The sequence below is a fragment of the Arthrobacter sp. SAFR-023 genome, assembly GCF_051965295.1.
Lineage (GTDB): Bacteria > Actinomycetota > Actinomycetes > Actinomycetales > Micrococcaceae > Arthrobacter.
In genome coordinates, this window is record NZ_JBQCMF010000051.1 from 1 (window position 1) to 1122 (window position 1122).

At 63.2% G+C, this 1122-nt stretch carries 1 protein-coding gene; it reads right to left on the bottom strand.

Translation table 11 applies throughout. From position 1 onward, the window contains the following. Positions 1–24: 24 nt before the first annotated feature. A complete protein-coding gene (locus ACTHQX_RS21680) occupies positions 25–1110 on the bottom strand; it encodes an inositol-3-phosphate synthase (protein WP_440174671.1) in 1086 nt (361 codons plus the stop codon). Positions 1111–1122 lie beyond the last annotated feature (12 nt).

Genomic DNA, 1122 nt, shown 5'->3' on the forward strand with positions numbered 1-1122 from the left:
TGAGGACGCGTCCGGGGGCGGGGTTTAGCGGTCGAGGTCGCCGCGGATGAAGGCCTCGACCTTTTCGCGGGCGAGGTCGTCGTTGAACTGCTCCGGCGGGGACTTCATGAAGTAGCTCGAGGCCGAGACCAACGGGCCGCCGACGCCGCGGTCCAGGCCGATCTTCGCCGCACGGATCGCATCGATGATCACACCCGCGGAGTTCGGCGAATCCCAGACCTCCAGCTTGTACTCCAAAGACACCGGCGCGTCACCGAAGTTCCGGCCCTCCAGCCGGACGAACGCCCACTTCCGGTCATCGAGCCACTGCACGTAATCGGACGGGCCAATGTGGACATCCTTCGCGGCCAGCTCGGCCTCGACGTTGGACGTCACGGCCTGGGTCTTGGAGATCTTCTTCGACTCCAGCCGGTCCCGCTCGAGCATGTTCTTGAAGTCCATGTTGCCGCCCACGTTCAGCTGGTACGTGCGGTGCAGCGTCACACCACGGTCCTCGAACAGCTTCGCCATCACACGGTGCGTGATGGTCGCACCGATCTGGCTCTTGATGTCATCACCCACGATCGGCACACCCGCAGCAGTGAACTTATCAGCCCACTCCTTCGTCCCGGCGATGAACACCGGCAGCGCGTTCACGAACGCCACACCCGCGTCGATCGCGGCCTGCGCATAAAACTCCGCGGCCTCCTGCGACCCGACCGGCAGGTAGCAGACCATGACATCGGCCCTGGCGTCCTTCAGGGCCTGGACAACATCGACCGGCTCCTCCGTGGACTGCTCGATGGTCTCCAGGTAATACCGCCCCAGCCCATCCAGGGTGTGCCCGCGCTGCACCGTCACACCCGTCGGCGGGACCTCGGCCAGCTTAATGGTGTTGTTCTCGCTCGCCAGGATCGCATCAGCCAGGTCATGTCCGACCTTCTTGCCATCGACATCGAACGCGGCCACAAACTGCACATCATTGACGTGGTACTTGCCGAACTCCACGTGCATCAGACCCGGAATCGTGGCCTGGGGGTCGGCATCCCGGTAGTAATGGACACCCTGGACCAGCGAAGCGGCACAGTTACCCACGCCGACGATAGCTACACGAATCGGATTTGAAGACACGGAACTCCTTTG